Source organism: Streptomyces sp. NPDC052299, assembly GCF_040679335.1.
GTDB lineage: Bacteria > Actinomycetota > Actinomycetes > Streptomycetales > Streptomycetaceae > Streptomyces.
Genome location: NZ_JBFAUP010000005.1, coordinates 375,735 through 389,335, shown reverse-complemented (window position 1 = coordinate 389,335; position 13,601 = coordinate 375,735). Strand labels below are relative to the sequence as shown.

At 73.1% G+C, this 13,601-nt stretch carries 7 protein-coding genes; all 7 read left to right on the top strand.

Going from position 1 to position 13,601, the window contains the following annotated elements:
• Window positions 1-14 precede the first annotated feature (14 nt).
• Window positions 15-2,180: a penicillin-binding protein 2 gene (mrdA, locus tag AB0L33_RS11640; protein ID WP_365680063.1), complete on the top strand. Its 2,166-nt coding sequence runs from the start codon at window positions 15-17 to the stop codon at window positions 2,178-2,180.
• On the top strand, window positions 2,180-3,370 hold the full coding sequence (gene rodA, locus AB0L33_RS11635; protein WP_365680061.1) for a rod shape-determining protein RodA: 1,191 nt from the start codon (window positions 2,180-2,182) through the stop codon (window positions 3,368-3,370). Before mrdA ends, rodA begins: the two co-directional genes overlap by 1 nt.
• Before the next feature lie 29 nt (window positions 3,371-3,399).
• Complete coding sequence (locus AB0L33_RS11630) at window positions 3,400-4,914, top strand: CYTH and CHAD domain-containing protein (protein WP_365680059.1); 1,515 nt, start codon at window positions 3,400-3,402, stop codon at window positions 4,912-4,914.
• A 50-nt stretch (window positions 4,915-4,964) separates the two neighbouring features.
• Entirely contained in the window at window positions 4,965-6,890 is a 1,926-nt protein-coding gene (locus AB0L33_RS11625) for a TIGR03960 family B12-binding radical SAM protein (protein ID WP_365680057.1), read from the top strand.
• Window positions 6,891-6,979: 89 nt separating this feature from the next.
• Window positions 6,980-8,197, top strand: coding sequence for a hypothetical protein (locus AB0L33_RS11620; RefSeq protein ID WP_365680055.1), 1,218 nt, complete (start codon window positions 6,980-6,982; stop codon window positions 8,195-8,197).
• Window positions 8,198-8,318: 121 nt separating this feature from the next.
• Window positions 8,319-9,101 (top strand): TIGR03936 family radical SAM-associated protein, encoded by a 783-nt coding sequence (locus tag AB0L33_RS11615; RefSeq protein WP_365680053.1) that lies wholly within the window; start codon window positions 8,319-8,321, stop codon window positions 9,099-9,101.
• 230 nt (window positions 9,102-9,331) lie between these two features.
• Entirely contained in the window at window positions 9,332-13,528 is a 4,197-nt protein-coding gene (locus AB0L33_RS11610) for an Rne/Rng family ribonuclease (protein ID WP_365680051.1), read from the top strand.
• Window positions 13,529-13,601 lie beyond the last annotated feature (73 nt).

The window sequence follows — 13,601 nt, the reverse complement described above, 5'->3', positions numbered from 1 at the left end:
ACCGGGGGCGCCCCGTGAGCAACATCCCCGAGACGGGCCGCACCCAGCGCGTCCAGATCCGGCTGATCGTCATCCAGGTCCTCGTCTTCTCCCTGCTCCTCACCCTCGGCGGCCGCCTCTGGTACCTCCAGATCCGCAACGGCCAGGAGTACTCGGACGAGGCGAAGAACAACCACGTCCAGCAGGTCGTCCAGCCCGCCGCCCGGGGCTCCATCCTCGACGCGCGCGGCGTCCCGCTCGCCGACAACGAGACCCGCCTCGTGGTCTCCGCCAGCCGCACCGAGCTGCTGAAGATGGACGACGACGGCAAGGCCGTCCTGACCCGGCTGGCCGGCGTCCTCGACATGAAGCCCAAGGACGTCTTCGACAAGGTCCGGCTCTGCGACGCCAAGACCCCGCAGCCCTGCTGGAACGGTTCGCCCTACCAGCCGATCCCGGTCACCGACGAGGCCACCACGCAGCAGGCCCTGACAATCCGCGAACGCGCCGAGGACTTCCCCGGGATCACCGCGGAACCCACCGCCGTCCGCCGCTACCCGGCGCCCGGCAAGGCCAACACCGCCCAGGTCCTCGGCTACCTCTCGCCCGTCACGGACGAAGAGATCACCAAGGCCCAGGACAGCGAATCGCCGTACCTGCGCTCCGACATGGTCGGCCGCTCCGGCCTGGAGCGCACGTACGACAAGGAGCTGCGCGGCAAGGCGGGCGTCACCCGCTACGAGGTCGACAACCTGGGCCGGGTCATCGGCCAGGCCAAGAACGACGAGGCGGAGGCCGGCTCCAGCGTCGTCACCTCGATCGACGCCCGCGTCCAGGCCGTCGCCGAGTACGAGCTCAACGACGCCATGAAGAAGGCCCGCCTGGAGTTCGACACCAACACCGGTGAGAACTACAAGGCGGACTCCGGGGCCGTCGTCGTCATGGAGGCCAAGACCGGCCGGGTCGTCGCCATGGCGTCCCTGCCCAACTACGACCCGAACGCCTGGGTCGGCGGCATCTCCGCCAAGGACTACGCCAAGCTCACCGGCAAGAAGTCCAACTTCCCGCTGCTGAACCGGGCCATCCAGGGCCAGGCCGCCCCCGGCTCCATCTTCAAGGTCATCTCCTCGACCGCCGCGGTCAACGCCGGATACCCCTTCGACGGCCACTACCCCTGCCCGAGCTCGTACTCCATCGGCGGGCAGACCTTCAAGAACTTCGAGTCCCAGGGCTACGGCGACATCACCATCGGCCGCGCCCTGGAGGTCTCCTGCGACACCGTGTACTACGGCATCGCGCACAAGGAGTGGGCGAAGGACGGCGGGAACAACCCGAAGAAGCACCCCAAGGACTGGTTCTACAAGACCGCCCACCAGTTCGGCCTGGGCAAGGAGACCGGCATCGACCTCCCCAACGAGGTCAGCGGCCGCGTCCCCGACCGCCAGTGGAAGAAGGACTTCGCCGCCGCCAACCACGACGCCTGGTGCAAGCAGGGCAAGAAGGACGGCTCGTACGTCGAGAAGATCGCCTACGAGAACTGTCTCGAAGGCGACAAGATGCGCGCCGGTGACTCCGTCAACTACTCGATCGGCCAGGGCGACACGCTCGTCACCCCGATCCAGATGGCCACCATCTACGCGGCCATCTCCAACGGCGGCACGCTCTACGACCCCACCGTCGGCAAGGCGATCGTCAGCGGCGACGGCAAGAACGTCCAGATGATCGAGCCCAAGTCGCACGGCAAGCTGCCCTTCACCAAGAAGACGCGCAACGAGATAGACGAAGCCCTCGCGGGTGTCGCGACCCGCGGTTCGGCCGCCTGGCGATTCGGCGGCTGGCCGCAGGACAAGATCCCGATGCACGCCAAGACGGGTACCGCCGAGGTCTACGGCAAGCAGACGACCTCCTGGTTCGCCACGTACACCAAGGACTACTCGATCGTCATGACGATCTCCCAGGGCGGTACGGGTTCCGGTGCGTCCGGGCCCGCCGTCCGCAACATCTACAACGCGCTCTACGGTCTCGACGCCTCCGGCAAGCAGGACCTCAAGAAGGCCCTCCTGCCGACGCCGCAGAAGGGGCTGCCGAAGATCCAGACGGACGGCACCATCGACGCCCCGACGATCAAGCCGTACAACCCCGCATCGGAGAAGCCCGCCGCCGAGCAGACGCTCGCCGCGGTGCTGGGGAGGCGCGACTGATGGCCGGATTCTCCGTCCAGCGCTACGCCCCCGAGCGGTCCGCCTGGAGCCGGCTCACGGCACGCGACTCCGTCGTGCGCCGGCTCGACTGGCCGCTCCTCGGCTCGGCGGTCGCGCTGTCCTTCATCGGCTCGCTGCTGGTCTGGTCGGCCACCCGGGGACGCGACTCGCTGACCCACGGCGACCCGTACTACTTCCTGTTCCGGCACGCGCTCAACACCGGCATCGGCATCGCGCTGATGATCGGCACGATCTGGCTCGGCCACCGCACGCTGCGCGGCGCCGTGCCCGTCCTCTACGGCCTGTCCGTGCTCCTCGTGCTGGCGGTCCTCACCCCGCTGGGCGCCACCGTCAACGGCGCCCACGCCTGGATTCTGCTGCCCGGCGGCTTCTCCATCCAGCCGTCCGAGTTCACCAAGATCACCATCATCCTGGGCATGGCGATGATCCTCGCCGCCCGTGTGGACGCGGGCGACCAGATCCACCCCGACCACCGGAGCGTCGCCAAGGCCCTCGGCCTCGCGGCGCTCCCCATGGTGATCGTCATGGGGATGCCGGACCTCGGCTCCGTGATGGTCATGGTCGTCATCGTGCTCGGGGTGCTGCTCGCCTCCGGCGCGTCCAACCGCTGGGTCTTCGGGCTCCTCGGAGCGGGCGTGGCCGGGGCGGTCGCCATCTGGCAGCTCGGGCTGCTGGACGACTACCAGATCGCCCGCTTCGCCGCGTTCGCCAATCCGGCGCTCGACCCGGCCGGCGTCGGCTACAACACCAACCAGGCGCGCATCGCGATCGGCTCCGGCGGCCTGCACGGCACCGGCCTCTTCCAGGGCACCCAGACCACCGGGCAGTTCGTCCCCGAGCAGCAGACCGACTTCGTCTTCACGGTCGCCGGCGAGGAGCTGGGCTTCCTCGGCGCCGGTCTCATCCTCGTTCTGCTCGGCGTCGTCCTGTGGCGTGCCTGCCGCATCGCCCGCGAGACCACCGAGCTGTACGGCACGGTCGTCGCCGCCGGGATCATCGCCTGGTTCGCCTTCCAGTCCTTCGAGAACATCGGCATGACGCTCGGCATCATGCCGGTCGCCGGACTCCCGCTGCCCTTCGTCTCCTACGGCGGCTCCTCGATGTTCGCCGTCTGGGTGGCCATCGGGCTGCTCCAGTCGATCCGGGTGCAACGGCCGATAACGGCCTGAGCGGTTTCCCCAGGCCCTAGGTTCGGTACATGGCTGACTCCAAGCGCGAGATCGAGCGGAAGTACGAAGCCACGGACGCCACCCGGCTGCCCGACCTGGGCCGGGTGGCCGGTGTCGGGTCCGTCGTACACGAGGGCGTCATGGAGCTGGACGCCGTCTACCACGACACCGAGGACCTGCGCCTCGCCGCCGGAAACGTCACCCTGCGCCGCCGCACCGGAGGCTCCGACGCCGGATGGCACCTCAAGCTCCCCGTCACCGACGGCGTCCGCGACGAGATCCGGGCCCCGCTCTCCGACCGCGTCCCGGCCCGCCTCACCGCCCTGATCCGCTCCCGGGTCCTCGGCGCCCCCGTCGTCCCCGTCGTCCGGCTGGTCTCCGTCCGTGACGTCCACGTACTCCTGGACGACCACGGCGCCCCGCTGGCCGAGCTCAGCGTGGACGAGGTCCGCGCCGAGCGGCTGCACGGCGGCCGCCGCACCGCGGCCTGGACCGAGATCGAGGCCGAGCTCGCCGACGACGGCGACCCCGCCTTCCTCGACACCGTCGGCCGCGCACTGGAGGAGGCCGGCATCCGGCCCGCCACCGCCCCCTCCAAGCTGGCCCGCGCGCTGGAGGAGACGGGGTCCGGAGCCACGCGCCCCAGGGAGGACGAACCGCGCACCGCCGGGGACCACGTCCTGCGCTACGTACGCCGCCAGGCCGAGGCGATCGTGGCGCTCGACCCTGCCGTGCGGCGGGGCCTGCCGGACTCCGTGCACAAGATGCGCGTCGCCACCCGGCGGCTCCGCAGCGCCCTGCGCACCTACCGCCGCGTCCTCGACCGCGAGGCCACCCGTCCTCTCGGCAACGAGCTGAAGTGGCTCGCGGGGGAGCTGGGGATCGACCGGGACCAGGAGGTCCTGGACGCCCGGCTGCGCGCCCGGCTCGACGAGCTGCCCCGCCCGCTGGCCATCGGCCCGGTCGGGGCGCGGCTGCGGCTCCGGTCGGCGGAGGAGCGCGGCGGTTCGCGCCGGCGCACGACCGCCGTCCTGGACTCCGCGCGCCACCTGGACCTGCTGCGGGCCCTGGACGCGCTGCTCGCCGCCCCGCCGCTGCTGCCCGGGGCCGACGCGGCACCGGCCGACGAGCTGGTCCGCGCGGTCCGCAAGGACCACAAGCGCCTCGCCGGACGGGTGGCGCACGCCCGGGAGCTGCCACCGGGGCCGGACCGGGACGCCGCGCTGCACAGCGCCCGCAAGGCCGCGAAACGGGCGCGGTACGCGGCGGAGGCCGCCCGCCCCGCCCTCGGCAGGCCCGCGAAGAAGGCGGTCAAGCGGCTCAAGGCCGTACAGAGCCTCCTCGGCGACCACCAGGACGGCGTCGTCGCCCGCGAAGCCCTGCGCACCCTCGCCGTACAGGCGCACGCGGCGGGGGAGCCGTCGTTCACCTGGGGACTGGTGTACGGGCGGGAGGAGGCGGCTGCCGCCGCGACCGAGCGCGAGCTGCCCGGGGTGTGGCACCGGGCGCACAAGGCCCGTCTCCGGCGGTCCGCCGCAGGCTGAGCGCCGAGGTACGCTGGATGGTCACCCCTGCCGGCTCTCGAAAGTTCGCGATGTCTGTCGATTCGGTCTTCCCACAGCTCGAAGCTCTGCTCCCGCATGTGCAGAAGCCCATCCAGTACGTCGGCGGTGAGCTGAACTCCACCGTCAAGCCGTGGGACGAGTGCGACGTCCGCTGGGCGCTGATGTACCCGGACGCGTACGAGGTCGGGCTGCCCAACCAGGGCGTCATGATCCTCTACGAGGTACTCAACGAGCGCCAGGGCGTCCTCGCCGAGCGCACCTACAGCGTCTGGCCGGACCTCGAAGCGCTGATGCGCGAGCACGAGGTGCCGCAGTTCACCGTGGACAGCCACCGCCCGGTCAAGGCGTTCGACGTCTTCGGGCTCAGCTTCTCCACCGAGCTGGGCTACACCAACATGCTCACCGCCCTTGACCTGGCCGGCATCCCGCTGGCCGCCAAGGACCGGGACATCGACGACCCGATCGTGCTCGCGGGCGGCCACGCCGCGTTCAACCCGGAGCCGATCGCGGAGTTCATCGACTGCGCGGTCATCGGCGACGGCGAGCAGGCGGTCCTGGAGATCACCGGGATCATCCGCGCCTGGAAGGCCGAGGGCCGCCCCGGCGGCCGCGAGGAGGTGCTGTTCCGCCTCGCGAAGACGGGCGGCGTCTACGTCCCCGGCTTCTACGACGTGGAGTACCTCCCGGACGGCCGCATCGGCCGCGTCGTACCGAACAAGTCGGGCGTGCCGTGGCGGGTGTCCAAGCACACCGTCATGGACCTGGACGAGTGGCCGTACCCGAAGCAGCCCCTGGTCCCGCTCGCCGAGACCGTCCACGAGCGGATGTCCGTGGAGATCTTCCGCGGCTGCACCCGCGGCTGCCGCTTCTGCCAGGCTGGCATGATCACGCGCCCCGTGCGGGAGCGAAGCATCACCGGCATCGGCGAGATGGTGGAGAAGGGCCTCAAGGCGACCGGCTTCGAGGAGGTGGGCCTGCTCTCGCTGTCCTCCGCCGACCACACCGAGATCGGCGAGATCGCCAAGGGCCTCGCGGACCGCTACACCGACGACAAGATCGGCCTCTCGCTGCCGTCCACCCGCGTCGACGCGTTCAACGTGGACCTGGCCAACGAGCTGACCCGCAACGGCCGCCGCTCCGGTCTCACCTTCGCCCCCGAGGGCGGCTCCGAGCGCATGCGCAAGGTCATCAACAAGATGGTCTCGGAGGAGGACCTGATCCGCACGGTCGCCACCGCGTACGGCAACGGCTGGCGCCAGGTGAAGCTGTACTTCATGTGCGGGCTGCCCACCGAGACCGACGAGGACGTCCTCCAGATCGGCGACATGGCGGTCAACGTGATCGCCAAGGGCCGAGAGGTCTCCGGCCAGAACGACATCCGCTGCACGGTCTCCATCGGTGGTTTCGTGCCCAAGCCGCACACCCCGTTCCAGTGGGCGCCGCAGCTCAGCGCCGAGGAGACGGACGCCCGCCTCGCCAAGCTCCGGGACAAGATCCGCGGCGACAAGAAGTACGGCCGCTCGATCGGCTTCCGCTACCACGACGGCAAGCCCGGCATCGTGGAGGGCCTGCTCTCGCGCGGCGACCGCCGTGTCGGCTCCGTCATCCGCGCGGTCTACGAGGCCGGCGGCCGGTTCGACGGCTGGCGCGAGTACTTCAGCTACGACCTGTGGATGAAGAGCGCCGCGGCGACCCTGCCGGAGTTCGGCGTGGACGTCGACTGGTACACCACCCGCGAGCGGACCTACGAGGAGGTCCTGCCCTGGGACCACCTGGACTCGGGCCTCGACAAGGACTGGCTCTGGGAGGACTGGCAGGACTCGCTGGACGAGACCGAGGTCGAGGACTGCCGCTGGACCCCGTGCTTCGACTGCGGCGTGTGCCCGCAGATGGACACCAGCATCCAGATCGGACCGACCGGCAAGAAGCTCCTGCCGCTGACGGTCGTGAAGTGAGCCGCGAAGTGATCGCGGGCGTGTGACAGCTCGGTGACGACGGCCCGGTCCGGGGAAACTCCCGGCCGGGCCTTCGCGTCATGAGGGGCATGGAACAGGGAAAGCACCGGAAGCCGCCGGAGTACGGCGCTCACCAGGCGCCCGCGCACTACGAGGCCGGTGACGGCTGCCTCACCACGCTCGTCCGGGTGCCGGTCCGGATCGTGGTGCTCCTCGTCGTCCTGCCGGTACGGATGGTGTGGGACGCCCTCGTCGTCACCGCCCGGGCCGCCGAACGGGTGCTGTTCCGCCCGCTCGGCCGCGCCCTGGCCTGGCTCTTCGACGTGCTGGTGGCGATCCCGGCGCGATGGCTGTGGCGGTACGTGTGCGTCCCGCTGGGGCAGGCACTGGTTTGGCTGGCCCGGGCGGTCTTCGTCTGGCCCTGGGTCGCGCTCTGGCGTCACGTCGTGGTTCCCGTGGTGCGGTACGGGATCGTGATGCCGCTCCAATGGGCGTACGCGCACCTGCTCACCCCGCTCGGACACGGGCTGCGGTGGCTGTACCGGGAGGTGCTGGTCCCGGCGGCCCGAGGGCTGGGGGCCGCCCTGAAGTGGCTGATCACCGTGGTGCTCGTGATGCCGGTGGTGCTGCTGTGGCGGTACGTCCTGGTCCCCGTCGGGCTCGCCGCGGCCTGGCTGGTCCGGTACCTGGTGGTGGTCCCGCTCGTCTGGACGTACCGGAACGTCCTCACCCCGGTGGGCCACGGCATCGCCTGGACGCTGGATCTGGTGATCCGGGGGATCGAGGCGTTCTTCCGGGGGCTCGGCGTCGCCCTGCGGTGGCTCGTCGTCGTGCTTCTCGTCACGCCCGTCGTCTGGGTGTACCGGCGCGTCCTGACCCCGGCCGGCCGGGAGATCGCCGCCGCGCTCGCCATCGCCTGGCGCGTCGCGGGATACCTCTCCCGGGCGGTCGGCCGGGCGCTCGCCTGGCTCGCCCGGAATCTGATCGCAGCGCCGGTGCGCTGGGCGTACCGCACGGTGTGCGTCCCGGTCGGCCGCTTCGTGCGCGACGCCCTCCTGGCACCCGTCGGGCGGGCCCTGCGCGCGGTGGGCCGCACGGCCCGGCAGACGCTGCGCGCGGCCCGGGAAACGGTGCGCCGGGCCAGGCGCGACGCCTGGCGCGCCCTGGTCGGCGCGCCCGCCGAACCCGAGCCCGGGGAACCAGGAAGCCCCCTTGCGCGTACTCTGGGTAGTGCAACGACCGTGCCCAGCGCGGCGCCAGGACCAGGGTTCGCCCCGCTCCCGGAGAAATCCGCAGAGCAGGCGTGAGCCGGACCGGGCCCCCGGGCCACCCGCATTTCGAGGGCGGCGCGCCACCGCGCCCGCCCCGCACCGAGGAGAAGAACCACTGGGCAAGCGACAGCCCGAAGGCCCGCCGCCCGCACCGGCGGTGCAGCGCATCCGACTGCGCTACACCAAGCGCGGCCGCCTCCGGTTCACCAGCCACCGCGACTTCCAGCGTGCCTTCGAGCGGGCGCTGCGCCGCTCCCAGGTGCCCATGGCCTACTCGGCGGGCTTCACCCCGCACCCCAAGGTGTCGTACGCCAACGCCGCCCCCACCGGTACGGGCAGCGAGGCCGAGTTCCTGGAGATCGCCCTCACCGAGCCCCGCGACCCGGGCGTTCTGCGTGAGCTGCTCAACGACTCCATGCCGGACGGCCTGGACATCACGGACGCCGTCGAGGCCCGCACCTCGGGTCTCGCCGACCGGCTGACCGCCTCCGTCTGGGAGATCCGCCTCGACGGGGTGACCCGGGAGGACGCGGAGAAGGCGGTGTCCGCGTTCAACGCGGCGGAGACCGTCGAGGTCGAGCGCCGTACGAAGAACGGCATGCGGGCCTTCGACGCCCGTTCCGCCGTGGTCGACCTCCGGACCCTCGAGCTTCCGGCTGATAGGCCCGGTGACAGGGCCTGTGCGATACTGCGGCTGGTTGTTCGGCACGTGACACCTGCCGTACGACCTGACGACGTCCTGTCCGGTCTCCGCGTTGTGGCCGACCTGGCGCCGCCGGTGCCCGCAGCGGTCACCAGGCTGGCGCAGGGGCTCTTCGACGAGGAGTCCGGCACGGTGACCGACCCGCTCGCGCCCGACCGCGAGGCAGCCCCGGCCGCATCAACCACGGCCACCGGGAACGCCGTCGCGACGGCGCCGGAAGGTGCAGGTTCCGCGTAAGGCGGTCGTCGTAGCGCAGCCCTCGCGCTCGGGAGCCACCTGGGCCGGGCCGCGCGCTGACCCATAAGACTTTCGCCAGGCCGTCCGCACACCGCGTACGGAACCGGCGAGCCAAGATTCAGCTCCCGTGCGGCGCCCGCGCCCCGGACGGCGGTGCCGCGGCCACCCGCGGACCGAGCCGGACCGGAATCAGGTGCGGCGCCCGGGAGCGCGACGGGAGAAACGCCCGCATGCCCCAGCCGAACGAACCCGGCACCGCCGGGAACGCCGAAGACAACAACACCCCCGGGGACAAGCTCCCCCCGCGCCGCAGGCGCCGCGCCGCCTCCCGCCCCGCCGGCCCGCCGTCGGCCGGGGCCCAGGCCGCCGCCGACGCGCCGGCCATACCGGCCGTTGACGCCGCAGAGTCCCCGAGCACGGAACCGGCCGCCGAGGCCGCCCCCGCCCGCCCCCGCCGCCGCGCGGTCCGCAAGGCCACGTCCCCCGCCGGTGCGCCCCAGGCCGCCGGGCAGGCCGAATCCGTGGAGCCCGTGACCGCCGAGCCGGCCGCCGCCGAGCCCGTGGCGGAGCCCGCCGCGGAAGCGCCCGCCGAGCCCGCCGCCGAAGCCCCCCGCCGCCGCCGTGCCGTGCGCAAGGCCACGTCCCCGGCCGGTGCGCCGAAGGCCGCCGAGCCGGTCGAGATCGTTGAGGAGGCCCCCGTCGTGGAGAGCCCCGAGCCCGCCGCCGAGAGCGCCGCTCCGGCGCGCCCGCGTCGCCGTGCCGTCCGCAAGGCCACCTCGCCGGCCGGTGCGCCGAAGGCCGCCGAGCCGGTCGAGATCGTCGAGGAGGCCCCCGTGGCGGAGAGCCCCGAGCCCGCCGCCGAGGACGCCGCTCCGGCGCGCCCGCGTCGCCGTGCCGTCCGCAAGGCCACCTCGCCCGCCGGTGCGCCGAAGGCCGCCGAGCCCGTGGCGGAGGCCGAGGAGACCCCGGCCGCCGAGCCGGTCGTTGAGGCCTCCGCCGAGCCCGCCGAGGCCCCGCGCGGCCGCACCCGCCGCCGGGCCTCCGCCCCGGCCGGTGCCCCGCAGGCCGCCCCGGTGGAGCCCGTCGCCGAGGTCGACGGGACCGAGGAGGACGAGGAGACCGACGAGGTCACCGAGTCGGCCCAGGCCCCCGAGCCGGTCGCCGAGCCCGTGGAGGCGCCCCGTGGCCGCCGCCGCGCGACCCGCCGCGCCTCGTCCCCGGCCGGTGCGCCGAAGGCCGCCGACGAGCAGCCCGCCGAGGCCCAGACCGGTGAGAGCCTGCCCGAGGCCGCCGTGGAGGAGCTGGCCGCCGAGCCCGTCGAGGTCGAGGAGGCAGCCCCGCGCGGCCGTCAGCGCCGCCGGGCCACCGCGGCCGCCGGCCGCCCCGAGTTCACCGCCGAGCCGGAGGAGCCCGCCCGTCGCGGCCGCCGGGCCACCCGTCCGGCCGTCGCCGTCTTCCAGGCGCCGGTCTTCGCCGAGCCGATGTTCCAGACCCCGGAGACCGCGGCAGCCGCCGCGGCCGCCGCCTCGCACGAGGAGCCCGAGGACGAGAGCGCCCCGGTCCGCGAGGAGGCGCCCGCCGTCGAGACGGGGTCCCAGGGCGGTTCGCGCCGCCGTCGCCGCCGTCGCGGTGAGGCCGCCGAGGCCGACACCACCGAGACCGTGACCGCCGCCCCGGCGCAGGAGCAGGCCGAGGACGAGCAGGAGCCGGAGGCCGCCGAGGCCGAGCAGGACGGCGAGGACACCGACGAGTACGGCGACCGCCCGTCGCGCCGCCGTCGCCGGGGCGGCCGTCGCCGCCGCCGGGGCGAGGCCGCCGAGGACGAGGGCGCCGAGCAGCAGACGGACGACGAGCACGCCGACCGGGCCGGGGACGAGCCCGAGGCCGCCCAGGAGTCCGCCGACGAGGCGGACGAGGACGACGACGAGCGCGAGTCCGCCGCCTCCGGCACGAGCAGCAGCCGCCGGCGCCGGCGCCGGCGTCGTCGCAGCGGTGACGCGGTGGCCGATGCCGGGGACGGCGCGGACGACCCGGAGCGCACCGTCGTCAAGGTCCGCGAGCCCCGCAAGAAGGAGGAGCGGGAGCCCGGCACCGGCTTCGACGAGGTCCAGTCCATCAAGGGCTCGACCCGCATGGAGGCCAAGAAGCAGCGCCGCCGCGAGGGCCGCGAGCAGGGCCGCCGCCGGGTGCCGATCATCACCGAGGCCGAGTTCCTGGCGCGCCGCGAGGCCGTCGAGCGCGTCATGGTCGTCCGCCAGAGCGGCGAGCGCACCCAGATCGGCGTCCTCGAGGACAACGTGCTCGTGGAGCACTACGTCAACAAGGAGCAGGCCACCAGCTACGTCGGCAACGTCTACCTGGGCAAGGTCCAGAACGTGCTGCCGTCCATGGAGGCCGCCTTCGTGGACATCGGCAAGGGCCGCAACGCGGTCCTGTACGCCGGTGAGGTCAACTTCGAGGCGCTGGGCATGGCCCACGGGCCCCGCCGTATCGAGACCGCGCTCAAGTCCGGCCAGTCCGTCCTGGTGCAGGTCACCAAGGACCCGATCGGCCACAAGGGTGCCCGCCTGACCAGCCAGGTCTCGCTGCCCGGCCGCTACCTGGTCTACGTGCCCGAGGGCTCGATGACCGGGATCAGCCGCAAGCTGCCCGACACCGAGCGCGCCCGGCTCAAGACCATCCTCAAGAAGATCGTCCCCGAGGACGCGGGCGTCATCGTGCGCACCGCCGCCGAGGGGGCGAGCGAGGACGAGCTGCGCCGTGACGTCGAGCGGCTGCAGCAGCAGTGGGAGGACATCCAGAAGAAGGCGAAGGGCACCGGCAGCTCCAACGCGCCGACGCTCCTGTACGGCGAGCCGGACATGACCGTCCGGGTCGTCCGGGACATCTTCAACGAGGACTTCTCCAAGGTCATCGTCAGCGGCGACGACGCGTGGGAGACCATCCACGGCTACGTCTCGCACGTGGCGCCCGACCTGGTGGACCGGCTGTCGCGGTGGACCTCCGAGGTCGACATCTTCGCGACGTACCGGATCGACGAGCAGCTGATGAAGGCGCTGGACCGCAAGGTCTACCTGCCGAGCGGCGGCTCGCTGGTGATCGACAAGACCGAGGCGATGGTCGTGGTCGACGTCAACACCGGCAAGTTCACCGGCCAGGGCGGCAACCTGGAGGAGACGGTCACCAAGAACAACCTGGAGGCGGCCGAGGAGATCGTGCGCCAGCTGCGGCTGCGCGACCTCGGCGGCATCGTGGTGGTCGACTTCATCGACATGGTGCTGGAGTCCAACCGGGACCTGGTGCTGCGGCGCCTGCTGGAGTGCCTGGGCCGCGACCGTACGAAGCACCAGGTCGCCGAGGTCACCTCGCTGGGCCTGGTCCAGATGACCCGCAAGCGGGTCGGCCAGGGGCTGCTGGAGTCCTTCTCCGAGACCTGCGTCCACTGCAACGGCCGCGGGGTCATCGTCCACATGGAGCAGCCCTCGTCCGCGGGCGGCGGTGGCGGCGGCAAGCGCTCGAAGAAGCGGCGCGGCGGCGGCCAGGACCACGACCACGGCCACGAGCACGACCACGCCCAGGAGCACACCGAGGCCGAGACCGAGGCCGAGGTCGCCGCGGAGGTCGCCGCACCGGTGGCCCTGCCCGAGCCCGAGTTCGTCCCGGACGAGGAGCTGTACAGCAGCGCCGCCGAGGCCGAGGCCGCCGTCGCACGCGGCCGCGGCCGCCGCCGGGCGACCCGCAAGGCATCGGCCCCGGCCGGCGCCCCGAAGGCCTCCGCCGCCCCGGCGGAGGAGACCGTGGCCGAGCCGGTCGCCGAGCCGGAGCCCGTCGCGGCCCCGGAGCCGGTTGTCGAAGAGGCTCCGGCCGAGGCCCCGCAGGGCCGGACGCGCCGCCGGGCGACCCGGAAGGCGACCGCCCCGGCGGGTTCGCCGGCCCCGGCCGAGGCGGCCGTGACCGAGGCGGCCCCGGCGGAACCGGCCGAGCCCGCGCCCGCCGCCGAGGAGCCGGCCCCCGGCCCCGACCCGGTGGCCGCCGAGGACCCGGTGGTCGAGGCGTCGCACGCCGAGGCACCGGCCGAGGAGCCCGCCGCGCCGCCGCGTGTCCGGCGCCGCGCCACCCGTAAGGTCAGCGCGCCCGCCGGTTCCCCCGCGGGGGCCGAGGAGGCCGCGGTCGTCGTGGTGGAGACCCCGGAGACCTCCGGGGCCCCGGAGGTCATCGAGGCTGCGGAGACCGAGGCCGCCCCGGCCAAGAAGGCGGCCCGCAAGACCGCCAAGAAGGCCACGGCCAAGAAGGCGGCGGTCAAGAAGACCGCGGCCAAGAAGACGGCCGCGAAGAAGACGACGGCCAAGAAGGCGGCGGCGAAGAAGACGGTGGCGGCGGAGCAGCAGACCGCCCCGGCCGTCACGGCCACGGCCGACGAGGACTGATCCGCCTCGCGTGACGCGGTCCGGCCGGTCCCGATCCGGGACCGGCCGGCCGCGTCGCGGCGCCGGGCCCTCC

Bases quoted from the DNA above. Each gene is read 5' to 3' on its own strand.
- rodA (WP_365680061.1), top strand. From the start codon at position 2,180: ATGGCCGGATTCTCCGTCCAGCGCTACGCCCCCGAGCGGTCCGCCTGG.
- AB0L33_RS11630 (WP_365680059.1), top strand. From the start codon at position 3,400: ATGGCTGACTCCAAGCGCGAGATCGAGCGGAAGTACGAAGCCACGGAC.
- AB0L33_RS11625 (WP_365680057.1), top strand. From the start codon at position 4,965: ATGTCTGTCGATTCGGTCTTCCCACAGCTCGAAGCTCTGCTCCCGCAT.
- AB0L33_RS11620 (WP_365680055.1), top strand. From the start codon at position 6,980: ATGGAACAGGGAAAGCACCGGAAGCCGCCGGAGTACGGCGCTCACCAG.
- AB0L33_RS11610 (WP_365680051.1), top strand. From the start codon at position 9,332: ATGCCCCAGCCGAACGAACCCGGCACCGCCGGGAACGCCGAAGACAAC.